The sequence below is a fragment of the Moritella dasanensis ArB 0140 genome, assembly GCF_000276805.1.
Lineage (GTDB): Bacteria > Pseudomonadota > Gammaproteobacteria > Enterobacterales > Moritellaceae > Moritella > Moritella dasanensis.
This window is the reverse complement of sequence record NZ_AKXQ01000034.1, coordinates 25,103-46,863: the sequence shown is the minus strand read 5'-3', so window position 1 is coordinate 46,863 and position 21,761 is coordinate 25,103. Positions and strand designations below refer to the sequence as shown.

Genomic DNA, 21,761 nt, shown 5'->3' with positions numbered 1-21,761 from the left:
ACTGCTCCATCCCGCGACAATACTGTGTTATAAAGAAAGTGGTGGGCTGTGAAGGATTTGAACCTTCGACCAATTGATTAAAAGTCAACTGCTCTACCAACTGAGCTAACAGCCCCCGAATTCTTTCTTCATAGTAAATCCCGTTACTTATCTTATAAAAGATATATAACCAGATTTAATATATGGTGGGTCCTACTGGGCTTGAACCAGTGACCCTCGCCTTGTAAGGGCGATGCTCTCCCAACTGAGCTAAGGACCCCATACTTTCGATTAATGTTGGTAACGTTGTTTTGAAGCAGCGCCCCTAATCGAGGAGGCAGATATTATCCAGATCCAATTGGTTATGCAACCCCTAAATTAATTATTTTATTTAAATTGTTTGGTTGCGATCTTTTTTACTTCTTTTTGTTTACAAAATGCACGGCAATCACTTGTGCGAACCCGATTTATAATAATAGATAACAAATTTATGAACCGCCACAATAGTTATGAAGCAACAATTTGGATGATTTTAATCGAGCATTAAGGTTACCCATTTTAATAATGTGACTATTTTGGCGCTATAAGTTTACCATTATCTAGAAAACTGTTAGCATCATCACACTTCTGTGCCCGCCATATTAAGTGATTTTTAATGTTTAAAAGTCAGTTAATAGTAAGCATGGTTTTCCTCATTTAAGGTTTTATTTTGCAGAATAAAATTGTTGAACTGAAACTGAAAGCTAAACTGTTCAATCAGCTTAGACTTGATCGTGCCTTATCCTTAATGGATGATAACGGGCGTGAAGTAACAGCTATTTTACCTCTTTTACTGCATTGTAATCACCCCAATCTACCTGTTTATCTTGATACAGCGGTTCCGCATGGCATTTGTTTGTTTACGCCAGATGAGCAACAACAAGATTATTTAACTGCATTAAATGTCGAATTAACGGATGACACATGTGTTACTTGTTCGCCTATATACAGTTTATATGCGATGGGCAGTACCGGTTCGATTGGTCAGAATTGGCGTAGTGATCTCGATATTTGGGTATGCCATGATCCGGCGATGAGTGCAGAGCAAGCTGATTTATTAGAGCAGAAATGCACGTTAATCACGGTGTGGGCTGAAACATATAATATTGAAGTTAATTTCTTTTTAATTGCAGAAGATAAGTTTCGTAAAGTAAATAATGCGGTGATGACAAAAGAAAGTTGTGGCAGTGCCCAACACTTTCTTTTGTTAGATGAATTTTATCGTAGTGCCTTACGGATCGCCGGTAAGCCAAGTCTATGGCACATTTTACCGGTTGAATTTGACAACAATTATGATGATTACGTTGATGAATTGGTTGCCGATGGCGTACTTGATCGTAATGAATGGGTCGATTTAGGCGGATTTCCGCGTATTCCGGCTGAAGAATATTTTGGATCTGCATTATGGCAGCTGTATAAAGGTATCGATTCCCCTTATAAGGCGGTATTGAAAACCCTATTAATGGAAGCTTACTCAGCTGAATACCCAAATAACCGTTTATTATCGCAAATAATGAAAGAAAACTTTCAATTGGCGTCTTCACTAGAGTTAGCCTCTTCACCGCAATTAGCATTAGCACACGATACCTATTATCAGATTTTAGTTAAAGTAACGGCTTATCTCGAAAAAATAGGCGATAACGCCCGCGTTGATTTATTACGTCGTTGTTTTTACTTGAAAATGTTCAGTGGTAATTGCGCCGCTGAAAAATTGGCGCGTCCAGAGTGGCATCGTAGTTCTGTTGCTGACGTCATTAGCGAATGGCACTGGCATCCTGATCGTATTGCCCATCTTGATAATCGCGATAATTGGAAGATTGAGCAGGTTCAAGAAGCGCATCCCGAATTATTGGATGCGATGATGAAGGGTTACCGTAACCTGATTGGTTTCGCCCGTCGCAATAATATCAGTGAATCGATTAACCCTGCCGATATCGGTATTTTATCGCGTAAGTTATATGCCGCGTTTGAATCTCTGCCGGGTAAAGTGACTTACATTAACCCACAGATCTCGCCAGACTTATCGGAACACCAACTCAGTTTTGTGCAAGTACCCGATGGCCGCTTTAATAATTCCGGTTGGTACTTATATAACTCGTCGTTAGAGCCAATGCAGATTGTCGGTCGTAAACCTTTAGAGCATAACGGCTATTTGAGTAAATTAGTGGCCTGGAGTTACTTCAACGGTTTGATGGCGGATAAAACGCAAGTTGATATATTTAATCAAGATTCAGATATGAACAGCGATGTGCTGAACTCATTCTGTAAAGATCTTAAAAACAAATTTCCAATTCAAGCAAAACCAGCCTCTAATCAAGCATTAAGTCGCCCTTGTGAAATCCGTGATTTATCTATATTTTTGAATTTAGAACATGATCCGACTAACCATTGGGGTGGTCGTATTATTGAATTTGATACTAATACCAGTGATGTATTCTCATTTGGTGATTGTAAAGCCTGCTTAGTCGGTAGTATCGATCTGATTTATCGTAATTCTTGGAATGAAGTGAGAACACTACATTTTTCTGGTGAAGAACGTATTGTTGATGCATTAACCACTATTATGGGCAAGATGCATCAAGACGCGAGAGAACCTGATTCAATTAAGGTGTTCTGTTATAGCTTGCACTTTCGTGGTCTGATCCGTCATAGCTTCGAACGTTTGGTACGAGATTGTATAAGTACGCGATTACAACGAGATAAAGATCAGGTCGTTAAAATGCTAACGATTAGTGAAGACCGCTTTGGCATTTATTTTGAACGCCGTGGCGTCTCTATTCGTAAACTCGAGAGTTCGCTGGATCTGTATAACCATATCTCTGAGCGTAAGTTAGAGCAGATGCCATTACGAATTGATAAAACTACCACAGCAGAAGGTACGCCTTTGGCGGTGGAGTCGCATTCGTCAGAAGGCTTAGTGCAGTTCTTTTTTGAAAATTATAAAAATGGTTTCAACGTCTATATAGTCGATGAAGCTAACCGCGTGGAAACTTACCAGCATTTAAGTGGTAATAAAGATGAGTTGATCAAAGGTGTTCATCGCTTTTATACCAATTCTCAGGAAGAATCGCGTAACGAAGGTACATTTGCCAATTTCAACTTACCGCAGTTTTACGATATCGTCTATTCTGAAAACAAAGAATTAGAAGTAATTCCTTACGTATCGACGAAATAGTTCCTCATTTTATATCCATAATGACCACCGCCTAGGTGCTTTTATTAAAAACGACAACTTTTATTTTTTCATTTGATTTACACCTGTAAGACATTGCCCATTGTGAATGTAAGAGTTCGCCATTTTATGGTTGTGGTCTTATTCGTTTATAATGATGTGATACACCTTGTCTTGGTTTTTAAGTTGTTGAAATTAATTGTTTAAAAGTGTTTTGTGACCTGGATCTTGTATTTTTTATGCAAAAATGTCGATTTACGTATTGCAGCAAAATGGCATTTCTCTATAGTAGGTATCAGTAAGGACGCAGACGTAGTTGGTAAGGATTACTAACTAGATATGGATTATCGAATAGGATTTACCACAGGATGTGGTCGCAAGGAAAAGTCTTCAGGATGAAGATGCGATGGACACTCAACGGATATGAGTATAAAGGACACCTCCAGGATGGAGAGGAAATAAATCGGATTGATTTATTGTACCAGGATGGTAATAAAAAAACCCAATGGATTGGGAGTTAAACCTAACGGATTTAGGTAAGTCAATTTGCAGGGAGCAAAATTAGTTCAAGGATTGGGCTACACGACTATTTAAGGACGGCATTTATGCCGTCCTTTTCTTTATCTACGGTTTTATTTTTACGTCTCTTCTTAACGACCTGTCAACGACTTACCTTGCTGCTTTATTATACTATTTCTTGCCGAACCGGTGCATTTACTCCCATGCATGTTTAACGCGCTTAACCAGGCTTATCGCCGTCGCTATTGAACATTCTACTGCCATTCAATTTGATTCATTTTTCCCTCACTAGCACTTCGCTATAGCGCTTAAAATCGCAATTATAATGACCTGTTTTTATTTATCATTAGCGTTATAAAAGTGCTTGGTCTGATGGCTGTATTGGTAGTAATCTGAGGCTAATTAGAGCAAGAGAATGAGATTATGAAGACGACCGATAATACCTTTATTGCAGCAGATTTTGCCGATCAAGATTTAGAATCAATGATTTTTACGCGCTGTGCATTTTACCGTTGTGATTTTAATCATGCCCAGTTAAGTGATGCTGAGTTTATTGATTGTAAATTTATCGAGCAAGGGGATATCAGCGGTTGCTGTTTTGATTATGCTGACTTGAAAGGCGCGAGTTTTAAAAATTGCGACTTAAATATGAGTAGGTTCATTGGTGCTGAGTGTTTTGGTAGTGAATTTCGAGGCTGTAATTTAAAGGGTGTCGATTTTAGTCGTGCCAGTTTTGCTAATTATATTACCCAAAAAATCTTCTTTTGTTCTGTTTATATAACCCAATGTAATTTGAGTTATGCCAACCTTGCAGATCAGCGACTGGAAAAATGTGACTTGTATGAAAACCGCTGGACTGGTTGTAATTTAGTCGGCGCCTCCTTACAGGGCTCTGATTTGAGTCGCGGTGAATTTTCTCAAGAAAGTTGGTCACAGTTTAATCTTCAGCATTGTAATTTAAGCCATGTAGATCTAACCGGACTCGACCCTCGACGGGTTAATTTGTACGGTGTGACTATTTGTAGCTGGCAGCAGGAACAACTATTAGCGCCTTTTGGATTGATTATTGGTGGTGATTAATAAGGTCGAGTGATCTCGATCACAAATAAACTGCTGCTGATTTACATGATATAGGCGGTGAGTTTATCCACTGACATTGGCGTGTAAGAGATCGACTATTCATGTTGCGGGACATCGTACTTATATTCAGGGGTGATCTTAGGTAGTGAATGTTTTTATTTCTTGATATACAAGGCTTACAGCCTATTCTCACGGTATTTGTAGCGATTTGCACTGAAAAGTTAGTGTTTTAGCACTAATTAAATTTGTTTTTTATCGCTATTTATTGTTTCTAGATTTGTTATATTTGTTTCCAGAGACGCAGGAAGTTCATCAGGATGATGACTTGGCCCTCTACTGAAACCGCAAGGATGTGGTGGATTACAAGGATAGCACTCACGGATTTAGAGTGAATAAAGGACACCTCCAGGACGGAGATGAGAAACAGGTTAGGATGACTTGTTAGGCTAGGATTGCCAAAAGGAACAACTCAAAGGATTGGGGAAAAGTAAATCACCTAACGGATTAGGTAAAAACGTCTAAGTGCAGGGAGCACAATAAGTTCAAGGATATGAGCTATTACGACAACGTAAAAAGGCCGCATTAGTCATCTAGTGCGGCCTTTTTCTTTGCCTAAAATTTAGCGATAACAGCATTAGCGTGATGGTATTCATAAGACCAATAAAATCAGCAGCACTACTATTGAGATCATACCAACTACGTCAATGTTGCTTTATTTACGCCGTTGGTATTCACTTCACGTTAAAAACTAACGTCTTCACCGCCTTGATTTTTAACCGCTTCAGTCAACACGACTGATAATGATTGCTGGGTGCGATTATCTATCCAAGTATCATTAATTAATGCAAAATGATGGCCATTGGCTTTCGTTGCTACCCAAATCTGATGTAATGGTGCTTGTTTGTTCAAAATGATTTGCGAACCATCACGGCAGTATAAAGTCAAAATACTGTTGCTGTTTTCATAATCGAGCTCAACATCACTGTCATCAATGATCTCTTCAAAGCTAATTAATAGTTCATCTACTTGTTCGTGGAATTCTGAATCAGTCATTTTTTATTAATCCTATTGCTTTTAATTTTGTCAGTGCGATTATAAGGGATAGAATTAATTTATCATTGAGTCGGTTATGAGCCAAGTAAGAAAAACAACATTTATTACATTAGCCTTGTTATTTAGTGCTAGCTTGCTGAGTGGTTGTGGTATTTCGGGTCCTTTATATGCGCCAGGAACAGGACGTGATGCCCCGAAGGCCAAGTCAGTCGCGACACCAGCAGCGCAAAGTGTGGATAATAGTGTTGATAATAATGTGGCGAGTAAGACGCCAAGCAGTGAAGCGGAATAAACAAACATTGTCACATGATGGGCAATGAATGGATGTGTTTACGAATTAAAGAAAAGGAATAGAGCATTGGATTATTTTAATTATCAGGATGATGGCCAGTTATTTGCAGAACAGTGTGCGATTGCAGACGTTGCAGAAAAATTTGGTACGCCAACTTATGTATATAGCCGAGCGACAATTGAACGCCATTGGCATGCATTTAATGACGCCGCTGGTGAGCACCCGCACTTGGTTTGTTATGCGGTAAAGGCTAATTCGAATATTGCAGTGCTTAACGTGATGGCGCGTTTAGGTTCAGGTTTTGATATTGTCTCTGGTGGTGAATTGCTACGGGTGATTGCGGCCGGTGGTGATCCAAGCAAAGTGGTGTTCTCGGGTGTCGGTAAAACGGTAGCTGAAATCAATTTAGCACTCGATCATCAAATTCATTGTTTCAATGTTGAATCTACATCTGAATTAGAACGCATTAATGAAATTGCGATAAGCCGAGGTGTTCAAGCGCCAATATCTATCCGTGTTAATCCGAATATTGATGCTGGTACGCACCCGTATATTTCAACCGGTTTAAAAGAAAATAAATTCGGTATCGATATCGATCTTGCTGAAGGTGTTTACCAAGCGGCGAGTAAAATGCCGGGCATTAAATTAAACGGTGTTGATTGTCATATTGGTTCTCAGTTAACTGAGCTTTCACCGTTTTTAGAAGCCGTAGATAAGTTATTGGTATTGATTGATAAACTGTCATCTCAAGGTATTGTGCTTGCGCACCTTGATGTGGGCGGCGGTTTAGGTGTGCCTTATGAAGGCGAAACGCCACCATTACCAGCAGAGTATGCTCAGGCATTAAAAGATAAGTTAGCGGGTCGCAAACTGGCGCTTATTTTTGAACCTGGTCGTGCGATCATGGCGAATGCCGGTGTGTTGGTGAGTAAAGTTGAGTATATAAAACTTACTGAACATAAAAACTTTGCTATCGTCGATGCCGCAATGAACGATCTTATTCGTCCAGCGTTATACAGCGCATGGCAAGCGATTGCACCAGTGAATAAATCGTTAGTGCGTGAATCTCGCAACTATGACGTTGTTGGTCCTATTTGTGAAACCGGTGATTTCTTAGGTAAGAACCGTGATTTAACCATCGCTATGGATGATTATATTGTTGTACGTTCTGCCGGTGCTTATGGTTCAACGATGAGTTCGAACTATAATTCTCGTAGCCGACCTGCTGAAGTGATGGTAGATGGTGATGTGGCGCATTTAGTTCGTCGCCGAGAAGAACTGGCAGAGATCTGGAAAGACGAAGCGATTTTGCCAGCACAATAGTCGTTTACCTGCGTAATATTAGTTTACCTACTGAATGAAATAAAGGTTACAGGTTCATATGTTTATACAGTTTTCCAAGATGCACGGTTTGGGTAATGATTTCATGGTTGTTGACTGTGTGACCCAAAATGTATTCTTTAATAATGACAATATCCGTCGTTTGGCGGATAGAAATACCGGTATTGGCTTTGATCAACTGTTAGTGGTAGAAGCGCCCTATGACCCTGATCTTGATTTTCATTATCGTATTTTTAATGCCGATGGCAGCGAAGTAGAGCAGTGTGGCAATGGTGCGCGTTGTTTTGCTAGTTTTGTGCGTCATAAAGGTTTAACCAATAAGAGTAAGATCGCGGTAAGTACCAGTGGCGGTAAAATTTCTTTACAGGTTGAATACGATGGTCAGATCACGGTGAATATGGGGGTGCCTGAATTGGCCCCTGATAAAATTCCGTTTCGTGCTAAACAACAAGAAAAAACCTATATTTTACGGGCATTAGACAGCACGGTATTTTGTGGGGCGGTGTCTGTGGGTAACCCGCATTGTGTTACTTTAGTCGATGATATCGAGTCGGCACCGTTGGCTGATCTTGGTCATGCGATCGCGCATCACGAGCGTTTTCCTAACCGAGTAAATGCTGGCTTTATGCAAGTCATGTCGCCCGATCATGCCAAGTTACGGGTATATGAACGCGGTGTCGGTGAAACTCAAGCGTGTGGTACGGGTGCTTGTGCGGCTGCAGTTGTCGGTCAATTACAAGGTAAACTGGGTCAAGATGTGTGTATTGAACTGCCTGGCGGTAAATTACAAATAGCATGGCGAGGTCCAGGTACACCGGTATTCATGACGGGTCCTGCAACACATGTATACGATGGACAAATTAATATATGATCGACGTTGCAGTGCCAATGTTGATCGCGGAGCCGGCTGTGATGACAGAGCAAGATGTGATTGCCTTTCTGCAGGCGGATCCAGATTTTTTTGTGCGTAATAATGACTTAGTCGATTCCTTACCTATCTCTCATGGTGCCCAAGGCAGCGTGTCTTTGGTGACGCTAAGGTTAGAGCGTCAACGCCAGCGTATTGCCGATTTAGAACAGCAATTACAACAGTTAGTGGCGATTGCTGCCGATAACGATAAATTATTTCGTATCTATGCAGATATTTATACGGCCTTGTTTAATTGTACTTCGGTGATGCAAATGCAGCGTATTCTGGTGACTCAAATTCAATCGCAACTGCCTTTGGCTGCGGTTAATTTACATCTGAATGAAGCTTATTTTCATCTTAAATCGCAATATTATCCGCTGGCGATTTCAGCGGGACAGTTAGTGCGTATTCGTCAGCAACAGTTTGCCGGTGGTGATCATTATTTTGGTCCTGTGGCTGGTGTCGATAAAGCCTTACTGTTTGGCCAAGATGCCTTGGTTAACTCCGTGGCCTTAATGGCATTGGGTGAGCGTGGCGAATATGGGTTACTTGCTATCGGTAGTGCCAACGCCGATCATTATCAAGCGGGCATGGATAACTTGCTGTTAGGTCAGCTTTGCCGCATTATCTCTACCCTGTTACCGCAACTGATGCCTTTACGTGACAACGCCATCAAAAAATAATATCGCTGCAGGTAATGACTTACCTGCACCATGCGATCTACCTATACAACTTGATTTACCTGTGCAGTTGTTGAAACCAATTGAACGGTTTTTACGTTATATCACCAGTGAGCGACAATTGAGTCTGCATACTGCGCGTAACTATCGCCGCCATTTGACCTTATTCGCCGAGCAAATGCTGACGTTTCCGATCACGGAATGGCGTGCGCTGGATGCGTCCCAAGTACGTAAATTAGCGACCTTAAATCATAAACTGGGTTTATCGCCTCGCAGTCTGGCGACAAAATTGTCAGCCTTGCGCAGTTTCTGTGATTACTTGGTGCTGCAAGGTGATTTGAGTGCCAATCCCGCGAAAGGTGTATCAGCACCACGACAACATAAATCATTACCCAAAAATCTGGATGTTGATGAAATTAATCAATTACTCGCGGTATCCAACGCGGAAGAAAAAGACACTCCGTTTTTAGTGTTGCGTGATAAAGCCATGATGGAATTAATGTACTCGGCAGGTTTACGGTTAGACGAGCTGGTTAACTTGGACTTAAAAGACGTTAAATTAGCTGATAAAACCATGCGGGTCATTGGTAAAGGTGATAAACAGCGCCAGTTACCCATTGGCAGTGTCGCTATTACCGCATTAAAAGAATGGCTCGCCGTACGTGGTGAATATGCCGATAGTGCGCAGCCAGCATTATTTGTCAGTCAATTGCGCCGTCGGATCTCGCATCGCAGTGTGCAAAGTCGTATGGCGAAGTGGGGGCAACAGCAAACATTAACGAGTCATGTTCACCCGCATAAATTACGTCATTCGTTTGCCACGCATATGCTTGAATCAAGCGGTGATTTGCGTGCGGTTCAGGAACTATTAGGGCATGCGAGTATCAGTACGACGCAGATCTACACCAGTTTAGATTTTCAACATCTGGCCAAAGTGTATGATGCCGCTCACCCTCGCGCAAAGAAAAAGAACAGGGAGGATTAATGAAATTCTATCGACGATTACAACAGATTAAAGCCATGAGTTTTGATCTTGACGATACCTTATATGATAACGGTCCGGTCGTACGTCGGGCCGAGGCTTGGATGCACATGCATTTACGCAGTCAATATCCACACATCAGACATTTAGATGATAATACTTGGGCGCAGTTAAAACGCCACGTGATACATCAACAGCCGAGCTTAATTCATGATGTCAGTGCGATCCGCGTTGCTTGTTTAACTGCGTTATTTTTACGTCATGGTTATAGCGATCAAGATGCACGTGCAGTGGCTGAAGATATTTTTAAGCAAGTGCTGGCCGTACGTAGTGACTTTGTGGTACCAGAAAATACCTTTACTGTATTAGCTGAACTCGCCAGTAAGATCCCGTTAATTGCGGTAACCAATGGCAATGTCGATACCGATAAAATTGGCCTAACGCCTTTTTTTACCGCCGTAATAAAACCGGGTAATGGCTTGAGAATGAAACCGTATCCGGATTTATTTACCCTGGCGGCAGAAACGCTAGCATTACCACCGCAACATATTCTCCATGTGGGCGATCACCTTAAGTCTGATGTGGCCGGTGCAATCACTAATGGCTTCATGTCTGCTTGGTTTAATGATCAACAACAATCGTTAATGACGAGTAACAGAACCAGTCATTTACCCGATATTGAAATAACGCACTTGGATGAATTAACAAGCCTGTTATAATCCTTTTATTCTACTGATTAAATATACAGTCTAAGGTGACTAAATTATGGATGTATCTCTCTTACTGGACGGCCTCAATGATGAGCAGCGTAATGCCGTTGCGGCGCCACCATCAAGCATGCTGGTGTTAGCTGGCGCAGGTAGTGGCAAAACCAGAGTATTGGTACATCGCTTAGCTTGGTTAATGCAGGTGGAAGACTGCTCACCTTATTCTTTATTAGCAGTAACCTTTACCAATAAAGCCGCCGCAGAAATGCGTGGCCGTGTTGATAAGCTATTAAAAGGCCGCCAGCAAGGCATGTGGATTGGTACCTTCCATGGTATCGCTCACCGTCTATTACGCGCTCACCATTTGGATGCGGGTTTGCCCGCTGAATTTCAAATTATCGACAGTGACGATCAACTGCGTTTATTAAAACGTTTGATCAAAGCCATGAATTTGGATGAAAAGCAGTGGCCAGCAAAACAGGCAATGTGGTATATCGGCGGTAAAAAAGATGAAGGTTTACGCCCTGAACATTTACAGGCCTATGATCCAATTGAACGTACCTGGATCAAGATTTATCAAGCCTATCAAGAATCGTGTGATCGTGCTGGTTTAGTCGATTTCGGTGAGCTGTTATTACGATCACATGAACTTTGGTTGAACAAACCACATATTTTAACTCATTACCAAGAGCGTTTTTCTAACATCCTAGTAGACGAATTCCAAGATACCAATAACATCCAATATGCGTGGTTACGTATGTTAACGGGTGATCGCGGTAACTTGATGATCGTGGGTGATGATGATCAGTCTATTTATGGCTGGCGTGGCGCGCAAGTGGCCAACATCCAACGCTTCTTAACAGACTTTAAAGGTTCAAAAACCATTAAACTTGAGCAGAACTACCGTTCGAGCAGCAATATTTTGAATGCCGCTAATGCGCTTATCGTCAATAACAGCGAGCGTATGGGCAAAGAATTATGGACCGAAGACAACGAAGGCGAGCCGATCTCCTTGTATGCGTCATTCAATGAAGTCGATGAAGCACGTTTTGTCGTTGGCCGGATTAAAGAATGGCAAGATAAAGGCGGTTCACTCAGTGACTGCGCGATCTTATACCGCAGTAATGCTCAGTCTCGCGTGGTGGAAGATGCGTTATTACAAGAACAACTCGCTTATCGTATCTATGGTGGACTGCGTTTCTTCGCGCGTCTTGAAGTGAAAGATGCGATGGCGTATATGCGTTTGAAGAATAACCGCGATGATGACGCGGCATTTGAACGCGTCGTCAATAAACCCACACGTGGTATTGGTGATCGCGCGTTGTCATTATTACGCGATGCAAGCCGCGAGCAGGGCTCAACCTTGTGGCAAGCCGCGATCTATTTACTTGATAACAATTTGATTGCCGGTCGCGCAGCAAGTTCGATCCGTAAGTTTGTTGAGCTGATCACCGAACTGGATAACGATGTTGCTGAGTTAGCCCTGCATGAACAAATCGATCATGTGGTATTACATTCTGGCCTGAAATCTATGTACCAGCTGGAAAAAGGCGAGAAAGCCCAATCCCGTATTGAGAACTTAGACGAACTGGTTTCTGCTGCCCGTGGTTTTAAGATCCCCGATGACAGTGAAGAAATGACCGAGTTATCGGCATTTTTAGCCTTTGCAGTATTAGAATCTGCAGAAGGCCAAGCGGATGAATTTGAAGATGCTGTGCAATTGATGACATTACACTCGGCGAAAGGTCTGGAGTTCCCCGTGGTCTTCATGGTCGGTGTCGAAGAAGGTATGTTCCCAAGTCAACAATCGACAGAAGAAGCAGGCCGTATGGAAGAAGAACGTCGTCTTTGTTATGTCGGTATTACCCGCGCCATGAAGAAGCTCTATATCAGTTATGCAGAGTCACGTCGTTTATACGGTAAAGAGATGAATCACCGTCCATCACGTTTCATCCGTGAAATACCAGAAAAGTACATTGAAGAGATCCGTTTGAAAACTCAAATCCGCCAACCAACCCAGTTTGGGCGTTTTAGTGCGGGTTCTGAAAAAATGTCATTTGAGTCGACCGGTTATCAATTAGGTCAGCGCGTATTACACGCTAAATTTGGTGAAGGTATTGTGATGAACTATGAAGGCAGTGGCCCGCAATGCCGCATTCAAATTGAGTTTGATCAACTCGGCAGCAAATGGTTGGTAGTATCTTACGCTAGATTGCAGGCTCTATAGTCAGATTCAACTTTTTGTAGTATAGTTGCGCGATTTTTTAGGATAGTATCACTGCATACTGCACGCTAACTTGGATGTTAGCGCTACCGATGTGGCTACAGGGAGTTATTTTGATATTACGATCTATCGTCGCGCTTATGTGTCTGTTCAGCTCATTTGCTTATTCTGCTGTATTTAAATCAGAAAATACAGTGTTATTAAAGCAATGGTTAGCTGGTACTCATAGATCGACTAACGACATTATTCAAGGGCGAGCAGTTAACATCGGCTTGCAAATACTGCCGATTTGGCAAGATCGCATTGATGGTGAATGGCTGTACATCGAGAGTCGTATTATTGACTCGCCAAACAAGCCATTCCGCCAGCGTATTTTGCAACTTGTGGCTACACCCAACGGTTTGATTCGTTTATACAGTTACACTATCCCACGTGCATCTGATTTTGCTGGTGCTTATTATTTCCCGCAAGTATTAGCCAGTTTGACTCAGTCTCAGCTTAGTATTAGCAATAATTGCGAATTATTGATTGAGTTAAAGGTCACGAGTACCTTTGTCGGTGAGACCGATGTTGATTCTTGTATTACCCATCAAGGGATGCCACTGATGACGACGTTTTTTGCGGTATCGGAAGTGAATATGTCATTTTTGGATGGCGGTTATGATAAGTTTGGCAATTTAGTGCCGGGTCGACTGGATATACCGATCACTTTTTTGAAGCTTGAAGATTATGCTGATCGCGAATAACACCAACACCCGTAATAACTGATCGGGGTGTTGATGGTTAACGTTATACTTGTATACGTATTTTGACTTGCGCCATTAAGATTTTAATTTTGCCCGTTGATGGCGATTATTTTTAAAACCATCGATACTAAATACCACCAATGCAGCCCAAATAAATCCAAATGTCATTAATGTTTCTGTATTAACGACTTCATCATAAAGTGTCACACCCAAGATAAAGATCAATGTTGGACCTATGTATTGGAAGAAGCCTAACGTTGATAACGGCAAGCGTACGGCTGCATGATTAAAGCATAGTAACGGTATTGTCGTGACAAAGGCGGCACTGAGTAACAGCAAGTTAAGGTGTAGGCTATTAGCGCTTAGATCCGATGTCGCAGAGTCTGCAAAGATAAACAAATAGGTCGCCGCGATTGGTAGCATGATAATGGTTTCAATCAACAGACCAACCAGTGCATTGAGTTTTAACTTTTTACGCAGTAACCCATAAAAACCAAAGCTACAACTTAATACCAACGCCACCCAAGGCAGGTAGCCTAGCGTGATAACTTGAATTAAGATGCCGATCACCGCCAATAAAATCGCTGCCCACTGCAACTTACGCAACCTTTCAGATAAAAACACCATACCCAGAAAAACGTTAATAATGGGGTTAATAAAATAACCTAAGCTGGCATCGAGCAAGTGATCGTTATTTACTGCCCAAATGTAAGTTAACCAGTTAACACTGATCAGCAATGATGTGCACAGCAGTAATAATACATTCTTAGGCACGGATAATACCGATTTTACCATTGGCCATAATTTAAATAGGCTCAACAATGCCGCAATGAGGATACATGACCAGAGCGCGCGATGGGCTAGGATTTCATAGGCTGGTACTTGGTGTAATTGTTTAAAATAGAGCGGAGCCATGCCCCACATTACATAAGCAAGAATGGCGAATATTATGCCGTGCTTAGTATCATTGTTGGTTGTCATTGGTTATGCCAGCGATTTTTATAGGAATAAATAGGTCGGCCAGCATAACAATGATGGATAATCAGCGATAGTGATATTAATTATCTTTGCGATTGGTTAACCAACTAAATAGGTACCGGTACCAAAGGCAATATGCACTCCCTCTTGATTGTGTAGTTCCATCCGCGTGACGGCTACTTTGTTACCGGAACGAATAATCTGCGCTGTCGCGGTAAATTCATCACCCCAGCCAGGACGTAAGTAATCGACTCGCAGATCGATAGTGCCCAGTGATTTAAGATTTTTGTGGAAGTTTTCTGCACTTTTAATTTCCATTTGTGGAATAGCTGCCGCCGCGACTAACATGCCGCCAGCGACATCAAGCAGACTGGCCGTTACACCGCCGTGGAGTATTTTTCGGATCGGATTACCGATTAACTTATCATCCATGTTGATACGTAACTCGATGCTGTCAGTGGTGTAACTGGTGATCCGCATACCCAGTAAATCATTAAATGGCATTTGGTTCATAAACATATCACTGATGAAATCTAACATCTGTTGTTCAGTGAGTTCTTGGTCAATTACATCTTGCTCGGTCATTGTTTGCATGCATCCTGCTTAAGCGCTATCGGCTATCGAAAATTAATGTTACTTATACTTTGAGTTACGTTAAGGTAACTCAGTTTTAAAACGAATACACCTGAAATTGTGTATTCGGTTGATTTTATTTTATGTTGACGGCTTTTCTGGGATCAAGATGACCCCTTGATAACCCGTTAAGGTGATCTTATTCATAACCTGACCAAGACTGCCATCCGCATTCAGCCTGCGGTATTGACCGGGTAAATCAACGGTCGTAGAGGCTTGTTCACTAAATTTTTTGTTTTTACCATGACGGTCGGTGTAGTAGAGGATTAATCCTTGCTGATATTGTCGTGCAATAACGGCTTCTTGCGGTGCTGCGTTTTTCCATGGCAGCGTAAGAGACGTTTTGCGGTAGAGATAAAACCAATGGCTTGGTGTGATGGTTAATGTTTTTTTATTCAGGGTGAGCTGCGAATCGCTGCTTAATGCCAGTGGCTTATTGGCTTTATCTCGGTATTCAACGGCGGGATAATTAGCGGGCGCTGAAATGGGTTTGCCAAGATCCTGTTGCAGCATGGCGGTTGGTTGATAGGCAACATTATGAGGAATACCGGCTTGATAGTAGTTATCGTCGCGGGTATTTTTACTGGAGTAATAGAAACTATGATTCCATTGTTGATAAAAATCTAATTGCGGATTATTTAACAGGTAAAAGATAGCCAGGTTGGTGGTCTGGTCGTGTTGCCAGTTAACTTTACTGTCTCCATGCCAGCGTACTTTACCGCCTTTACGCATATGCGCCATCAATACACTGCGCTTACCTTGCGCACTTAATGCAAAGTGTTCCCAGCGCTGTAGTAATCCACGCTGTTCAGATAACCCAAGACTGGGGTGAATATAATCTTCGCGGACAAAGAAATTAAAGCCGTCGGTTAAAGGCTGTAAACCGGGTTCGGTGAACAGGTTTAAATCAGATATGTTGGCACCAACCCAAGCTTGTTGATTGGATCCTTGTAAACCCTTATTAAAAGCACTGAGACTCTGCCAATAAAATGCACCTGCTTGTCGCACCGGCATTTGTAACTCAAGAATCTGGCCACCACTCACAGTTGGAAATTGAGAATGATTGGGTACGTGGAAAAGGGAGTCATTATAAGCGCCTTGTTGACCCTGTTGCTGCCAACGCTGCTGTAGGAAATTACTTAACAACACCCGGTTATCAGTAGAGAATAGATTTACATAACAAAATGATGAACCTTCACTCCACATTCGACCTAATGGGATCAAGCGCGCTTGATATGGTAAGCGAGCGCTGGCGTTGCGGTTCGAGCGTTGTTGGTATTCACGATCATCAATATAACCGTCTTTGTTGCTATCGTTAAGCGGATCCCAACCGGGGATAGTGACATAGTGTTTAGATGCTTTTTGGCTAAATTGATACCAGCTCGGTAAGCGTATTTTTGTAAGCTTTGCCTCAGAATCTAAATGATTAACGGTTATTTTTAAAATGTAAAAACGCGCATTTTTAATCGCCAGTTGACCGCCTAATTGCGCGCTGAGTTGCGGTGAAATAGCGACTCGAGGCCAACTTGTGGGCAGTGACCAACGGCTATTTAATGTTGCTGATAAGGGTTGTGTTGATAGTGGTTGCCAAGCATATTCTAGCGACTTACTGCTGAAGTCTTGGCTGGCATGGGCAATAGTTATGTTGGCCTTCGCTAATTTCTTCCCCGTGAATTCAATATCCAGTCCAGTTAATTTTTCGGATGAAAATACATAGAAGGTTTGATTATTTTCGAGTGGCAATGCTGTTTGCATTGGCATGTTAAGGCGTGTTATTTGTCCCTGCTGCGTCAGTGTTGAGGTTTGTTGAATCGCAACGAATTCGGGCATACCGTAAAGTGGGGTATGTAAAGCATGTTTGTTGGTCGGTATCTCAAATTGGGTGTCGTGTTGAAAGTGTAGAAACAGAGATTCATAGTCTTGCTGCTGCTCTGCCATCCACAGGCGTAATTGTTGTTCTTTTTCGCCCATCACCCACTCGAGTTTTTGGCTATACATGTAACCGAGTTGGGTAATTTTTTTTGCTTCATATTGATTATAGCTTCCGCCAATACTGATATCTGCATGCTCATCTTCCCATTGGGATACTGCGCTGGCTGAATCAAATTGCTGCTGCCAATCAGGTGCTAGCGCCGCTTGTTGTTGACCATTAATGACCCATGCGGTACCCGCTGACGGATATACTTGGCTAACCGCTATCGATGTTGACATGATGAACGTAATTAACCCATAACAGGCGTTGCTGATATAATTATACATAGATCATATGCCTTACACCGTTGACGTATTTTGAGTGTCGAGATGGGTTGAGTGGACATCGGCTCACTAACTCACTGAGCAAGCGTTCGTGTTGGTCTTGGCATTTTAATTCCAGCAATACATAATCGCCCATTCTGCGTGACCGAGTGGTATTGGGTTTACTCCAATAGCGTTGATCGTACACTTCCATATTACTATCGAGCGTTGCGCGTATGCGACCACAAAAGCTGACTAAGTACTGGCGCTTATAGCGACCGAGTAATATTGGATACGTTTGGCTGTCCCATTCTGACAGTGCTTGCAGCGATAATTGCGATTGGCAGTGTTTAATATGTTCTGACCAGGTGATATCGGGATCATCAAAGTTCAGCTGTAAAGGATAAATAACCTTGCAGCCTTTACCGCTGCGCCGCTGTTTAAATTCCAGCTGGGCCTTACCTGCGTTGGTAATATCGTGATACCAACGGATACGCATTTTATTACGGTTGCTAATACCGGTAAGATTTTCGGCAAAACACGCCATTTGGTGACTGTCAAAATACACGCTATTCACATGTTGGTCAGGGTGATGCTGACGAAATCCCATCGATGACAGTCTTAACCACGATAGCATGTACTCTAAACGATTAAGTGGGATCGGTATTTTAACTTCAAAGCGATAATCTGGGGTCATTTTGGTTTGTCCGAGCGCATAGAGCTAGTGTAAAGTTTCTTCACGTTTAATTTCTTCGCCATCTGTTGCTGGCCATCTAAAATCAGTACGTTATTTTTTTGCAGCATGCTGATGTCACTGCAGTTATCACAGCTAAAGTTAGACGCTTGTAGGTTGGCACCACCAAAGAAGGGCTTTTTCATGTAAGCCATGAACAGGTAATGTTTAATATCGACAGCCGTTATATTGTCGGCAACCACCTGTGAACCATCTTTGGCCACAATGCCAAACGCCGCGCTATTTACTTGGATATTAGCGGCATCGACATCACTGTGTTCTCCGGCTGAAATGGCTTTGTCACGGATCTGACTAAATTGGCTATTACGTACTATGATGCGAGAACCACTAATATCGATGGCGTCCCCTCCCGATCTAACGCCCACCGTATTGAATTGACTGTCACTGATCTTGCCCTGACAAAAGTCACAATCAAAACCATCAGAGTAAGCATTTTCGATGACCAATCTGGCTAAATTAAAGGTACTGTTGATCATGTTCAATGCATCTTCAGAGCGATTGTCACGTAGCGTTATATTGCTGGCATCGAGATCGACATCGTACATATACAACGCGCCTCTTGGTTGCCAATTACCTTGCTTGGGACTGGTACTTTTTGCCATATCCAAATGTTGGATGGTTGATTTACTGCCCGCACCGAATACCGCAATGCCTTGCCATGTTTTATTATTGCTGGGTGTTAACGTGACTGGTGATTGTTGACTGCCTTCGATATCAAGTTGGCCAAAAATAAGCATCCCCGCTTTTTTGCTAAAGCGTAAATGGGTATTTTCGGGGATGTATACCCGCGTATCAGCTGGGGTGATCAAGTAATCGTTAATGTGCCAGTTTCCTGGTTTAAAGTACCAACCATCCTGCTGTATTTGAATGAAAGGGTAATTAGCCAGTACATCCGCTTCTTGCTGCATGGGTAAGGGACGCGGTAGGAAACTGGTGGCTGATTCACCCAGTTGGAAGCGATAAGTTTGCAGTTTTTTATCACCCTGACGAGTAAGTAATTTAATATTGTAAGCGCCACGATGCGCAATTATTAAACTGCTATCCGCTTGATTACTCGCGAGGGTAAAAGGTAATTCAGGGGCGTCGGTTAAACTAATTTCACTGCCCCATTTATCACTGACAATTAAATCGATGATCGAGATAGGTGCTTGGTTATTATTACGTAATTGCAGTTGCTTTTGATTATTGCTATAGCGGAATTGACTCGCCAGATCCCAAGGTAATTCGGCACTAAATGTATTGACGTGACGGTGCCAAGCGGTCGGCATTGTCGGTAAATCACGACAACCTCGTGCTAAACACTGTGCGTGCGCGGTTAAACTATCAAAGCTATACCCTTGCAGTAGTGGCGAACCATGCTGCATTTTTTTGAGTATTTGCTGCTGTAATGCTGCTAACTGATCGGGCAGTTGTTTGTTATTGACTAACGTGAGCAGATGGTTGAGTGCTTGATCGTATTGCTCTTGCACCTTGGTATCGGCAAGCATGGCTTGGATCAGTGGGAACTGGGCACTCACTGGTTGTAATAAGATTTTATCTGCTACTGGTGATAAAGCTTCATCACTTTGAATCGGTTCAAGTTTAGCGGTATGCGGGTTGTAGTAGAAACGTAAGTTGTTCCAACTAAAGGCATGCCAGGCAGACCAGAGATCGACGGTCGCGATGTATTGGCCCAGCTTACGACTATCAAAGACATCGGATGCACTGCGACGCTGATTGAGAAAATCACTGAGTAAGGTGAGTGCGATCTTGCGCTGCTGATTTAAGCTCGGATCACTAATCGCATCGCTTTGTTGAAATACTTTAGGGCGGAAGACCTTATGTAGTTGGCTGTTTTTTTCATTAAGCGTAGCTTGTTCTAACTTAACAATCAGGCCTTCGGTGCGGTTGTTATTGGCCAGTAATTCTTTGGCAAAGACTTCTTCCAATAACATTAAACCCCATGGTGTTCCGTTCACTGTGAGATTTACCGGGATATGTTGCGGTGAAATGATATCGAAGCCGGCGATGTCTAAGGTTTTACTAAACAACAAGGGGGCATGATTACCACGTACATTGGGGCTGAGTAGGGCAAATCGTTTTACTTTTAGTAGACTGCTTTTACCTTTTAATTCTACCCGTAACGACCAGCGCTGTGGCCCTGCAACATGATCAAGTAAATCGCCTTGTAGACGTACTTTTGCGCTGTATTTATTTTCTTCATAGCTAACACTGGCTTTTACTTCAGCGCGTTGGTCAGGGATCTGACCTGCTTGTAATGCTTGTTTACGGTCGGCAACTATGCGCATCCAATCTTGATATTTAATGTCCAGTTGTAACTGAGGAATATTGGTATCGGCATTCAGGTATTTCATTGGCGCATCAATCAGCGCATCGATTAATTGAGCTTGTTTCGCGCTGCTATCAGTACTGTGAGCGACAAAGCCATGCTCAACCAACATGATTTTAATGCTACTTGGTGATGGCGTGACAAAGAATAAAACCAGTAATATTCCGCCAATCGTATACCAGCGGTCGCGTTTAGCAAACCGCGACCGGTTCTCGGATAGGATCATAGTTACACTCCAGCAATATTATGTTGCTCGAGTAATGATAACGATACGCCGGGATAGCGCAGTTTCAACGCTTCAAATAAGTTATCTAAATGCTCACTGTTGGCGAACGAAATGAAGAAGGTGGCTTCAATTAGTTTTTGTTCATGGTCGTACCGTCGCAGATCGCTGCGGGTGGTATGCTTGGTAAATATTTTTTGGAGTTCACTGATACTAACTTCATCTTCTCCCTCATGTTGGTGGCGCAGTGATAAGAAAATCCCTTTTTCACCATGATGCTCGGTTTTCGAGTGTTTGATAAAACTCACTAATATTAATGTGGTAATACAAGCCGAGATGGCCGCGATGGTTTGTCCTGCGCCAAGGGCAACGGCGATACCAATATTTAAAAACAAATACAGCAACTCTTCAGGTTCTTTGATCGGAGTACGGAAACGCACGATTGATAACGCCCCAACGAGGCCTAATGCTAATGCCAGTGACGCTTTAACAATGGAAATAATCAGGATCACGGTGAGCATGAGTAGCGGAAATAAACGAGAGAAATCTTGGCGGTTACAAAACGAAGAAGCAAAATAGCGGAAATGCACACCAATAACCCAAGACAAGGCAAAACCTATGACTAAGTTGAGTAACAAAGGTGCAAGCATGACACTGGCATAAGGGAAGAACATATCCTGAACTTCATTCGGTAAAAATGCCGCTATAGCTGGATTAACTGGTTCCACAATAGACTCTCCTTGTATGTGGGTTAGGTATAAATATAACTATTTTTTATACTGTTACGATCTAGTTTAGGCAATATTTATTCGATTGATGGGGCTGTGAATATTATTTGCATAAATTTTGTTGCGGTTAGAGTTTGTTTACTGCCTCGATAACCTG

The 21,761-nt window shown here is 42.3% G+C and carries 17 protein-coding genes and 2 tRNA genes; 10 read left to right on the top strand and 9 right to left on the bottom strand.

Translation table 11 applies throughout. The features are described 5' to 3' along the window. Nucleotides 1-39: 39 nt before the first annotated feature. Together A923_RS0120320 and A923_RS0120315 are read right to left on the bottom strand one after the other, a co-directional pair. Nucleotides 40-115, bottom strand: a tRNA-Lys gene (locus A923_RS0120320). Nucleotides 116-183: 68 nt separating this feature from the next. Then, nucleotides 184-259 (bottom strand) — tRNA-Val (locus A923_RS0120315). Between the two features lie 429 nt (nucleotides 260-688). Between A923_RS0120315 and A923_RS0120310 the strand changes: the two genes are divergently transcribed. Together A923_RS0120310 and A923_RS0120300 are read left to right on the top strand one after the other, a co-directional pair. Then, the gene (locus A923_RS0120310; protein WP_017223533.1) at nucleotides 689-3,193 is read left to right on the top strand and encodes a class I adenylate cyclase; all 2,505 of its coding nucleotides are present in this window, start codon (nucleotides 689-691) and stop codon (nucleotides 3,191-3,193) included. 939 nt (nucleotides 3,194-4,132) lie between these two features. Beyond that, entirely contained in the window at nucleotides 4,133-4,789 is a 657-nt protein-coding gene (locus A923_RS0120300) for a Qnr family pentapeptide repeat protein (RefSeq protein ID WP_017223531.1), read from the top strand. A gap of 741 nt (nucleotides 4,790-5,530) precedes the next feature. Here the strand turns inward: A923_RS0120300 and cyaY are convergent. Then, complete coding sequence (gene cyaY / locus A923_RS0120295) at nucleotides 5,531-5,842, bottom strand: iron donor protein CyaY (protein ID WP_017223530.1); 312 nt, start codon at nucleotides 5,840-5,842, stop codon at nucleotides 5,531-5,533. 76 nt (nucleotides 5,843-5,918) lie between these two features. On the opposite strand from cyaY, the gene lptM reads away from it, so the two are divergent. The 8 genes from lptM to A923_RS0120255 all read left to right on the top strand — a co-directional run bounded on the left by lptM (nucleotide 5,919) and on the right by A923_RS0120255 (nucleotide 13,724). After that, nucleotides 5,919-6,134, top strand: a complete 216-nt coding sequence (gene lptM, locus A923_RS0120290) for an LPS translocon maturation chaperone LptM (protein WP_017223529.1) — start codon at nucleotides 5,919-5,921, stop codon at nucleotides 6,132-6,134. 66 nt (nucleotides 6,135-6,200) lie between these two features. Next, entirely contained in the window at nucleotides 6,201-7,457 is a 1,257-nt protein-coding gene (lysA, locus tag A923_RS0120285) for a diaminopimelate decarboxylase (RefSeq protein WP_017223528.1), read from the top strand. A 58-nt stretch (nucleotides 7,458-7,515) separates the two neighbouring features. After that, nucleotides 7,516-8,346 carry a diaminopimelate epimerase gene (dapF, locus tag A923_RS0120280; RefSeq protein ID WP_026006391.1) on the top strand — a complete coding sequence of 277 codons (831 nt, stop codon included), beginning with the start codon at nucleotides 7,516-7,518 and terminating at the stop codon, nucleotides 8,344-8,346. After that, nucleotides 8,343-9,068, top strand: coding sequence for a DUF484 family protein (locus A923_RS0120275; protein WP_017223526.1), 726 nt, complete (start codon nucleotides 8,343-8,345; stop codon nucleotides 9,066-9,068). Before dapF ends, A923_RS0120275 begins: the two co-directional genes overlap by 4 nt. Beyond that, nucleotides 9,046-10,050, top strand: coding sequence for a tyrosine recombinase XerC (xerC, locus tag A923_RS0120270; protein WP_017223525.1), 1,005 nt, complete (start codon nucleotides 9,046-9,048; stop codon nucleotides 10,048-10,050). Before A923_RS0120275 ends, xerC begins: the two co-directional genes overlap by 23 nt. Beyond that, nucleotides 10,050-10,766: a 5-amino-6-(5-phospho-D-ribitylamino)uracil phosphatase YigB gene (gene yigB / locus A923_RS0120265; protein WP_017223524.1), complete on the top strand. Its 717-nt coding sequence runs from the start codon at nucleotides 10,050-10,052 to the stop codon at nucleotides 10,764-10,766. Before xerC ends, yigB begins: the two co-directional genes overlap by 1 nt. A 46-nt stretch (nucleotides 10,767-10,812) precedes the next feature. Beyond that, nucleotides 10,813-12,981 (top strand): DNA helicase II, encoded by a 2,169-nt coding sequence (gene uvrD, locus A923_RS0120260; RefSeq protein ID WP_017223523.1) that lies wholly within the window; start codon nucleotides 10,813-10,815, stop codon nucleotides 12,979-12,981. 110 nt (nucleotides 12,982-13,091) lie between these two features. After that, nucleotides 13,092-13,724, top strand: a complete 633-nt coding sequence (locus A923_RS0120255; RefSeq protein WP_237716254.1) for a chromophore lyase CpcT/CpeT — start codon at nucleotides 13,092-13,094, stop codon at nucleotides 13,722-13,724. A 75-nt stretch (nucleotides 13,725-13,799) separates the two neighbouring features. On the opposite strand, the gene rarD is transcribed toward A923_RS0120255, so the two are convergent. The 6 genes from rarD to A923_RS0120225 form a co-directional block, all read right to left on the bottom strand. Beyond that, nucleotides 13,800-14,705, bottom strand: coding sequence for an EamA family transporter RarD (rarD, locus tag A923_RS0120250; RefSeq protein ID WP_017223521.1), 906 nt, complete (start codon nucleotides 14,703-14,705; stop codon nucleotides 13,800-13,802). A 96-nt stretch (nucleotides 14,706-14,801) separates the two neighbouring features. Beyond that, nucleotides 14,802-15,296 (bottom strand): thioesterase family protein, encoded by a 495-nt coding sequence (locus tag A923_RS0120245; RefSeq protein ID WP_017223520.1) that lies wholly within the window; start codon nucleotides 15,294-15,296, stop codon nucleotides 14,802-14,804. Nucleotides 15,297-15,416: 120 nt separating this feature from the next. Then, nucleotides 15,417-17,594, bottom strand: coding sequence for a hypothetical protein (locus A923_RS0120240; RefSeq protein ID WP_017223519.1), 2,178 nt, complete (start codon nucleotides 17,592-17,594; stop codon nucleotides 15,417-15,419). After that, nucleotides 17,587-18,267 (bottom strand): polyphosphate polymerase domain-containing protein, encoded by a 681-nt coding sequence (locus A923_RS0120235; RefSeq protein ID WP_017223518.1) that lies wholly within the window; start codon nucleotides 18,265-18,267, stop codon nucleotides 17,587-17,589. The genes A923_RS0120240 and A923_RS0120235 overlap by 8 nt, the downstream gene beginning before the upstream one ends. Further along, nucleotides 18,264-20,879, bottom strand: coding sequence for a CotH kinase family protein (locus A923_RS0120230; protein ID WP_017223517.1), 2,616 nt, complete (start codon nucleotides 20,877-20,879; stop codon nucleotides 18,264-18,266). Before A923_RS0120230 ends, A923_RS0120235 begins: the two co-directional genes overlap by 4 nt. 2 nt (nucleotides 20,880-20,881) lie before the next feature. Further along, nucleotides 20,882-21,604, bottom strand: coding sequence for a DUF4956 domain-containing protein (locus A923_RS0120225; protein WP_017223516.1), 723 nt, complete (start codon nucleotides 21,602-21,604; stop codon nucleotides 20,882-20,884). Nucleotides 21,605-21,761: the final 157 nt, after the last annotated feature.